The 527-nt window shown below is 56.7% G+C and carries 1 protein-coding gene; it reads left to right on the plus strand.

Translation table 11 applies throughout. The features are described from left to right. Positions 1–527: aldo/keto reductase (locus B7449_RS16100; RefSeq protein WP_048883828.1), on the plus strand; the 527-nt coding region annotated here is incomplete at both ends.

Here is a 527-nt window from a genome sequence, read left to right on the forward strand (position 1 = left end):
GCTGATCGGAAAGAAAGCATCGCTACCATCCATGCCGCGCTGGATGCCGGAATCACGCTTCTCGACACCGGCGATTTCTATGGCATGGGCCATAACGAGATGCTGATTGGTGAGGCGATCAGGGATATTCCTCGCGACAGATTCCTCGTCAGCGTCAAGTTTGGTGCGATGCGGGATCCGGGTGGCAACTGGGGTTCCTACGACGCACGACCTGCCGCCATGAAGAACTTCCTGGCCTATACCCTGCAACGGCTCGGGCTTGATCATGTCGATATCTACCGGCCTGCACGGCTGGACCCGGCTGTGCCTATCGAGGATACGATTGGCGCCATCGCCGAGATGATTCAGGCTGGTTATGTCCGGCATATCGGGCTTTCGGAAGTTGGCCCGGAGACCATCCGGCGTGCAGCTTCAGTCCATCCGATCAGCGATCTTCAGATTGAATATTCGCTGATTTCACGTGGCATCGAGGACAAAATTCTCCCTGCCTGTCGTGAACTCGGCATCGGCATAACAGCCTATGGCGT

The organism is Komagataeibacter intermedius TF2, from assembly GCF_000964425.1.
GTDB classification, from domain to species: domain Bacteria; phylum Pseudomonadota; class Alphaproteobacteria; order Acetobacterales; family Acetobacteraceae; genus Komagataeibacter; species Komagataeibacter intermedius.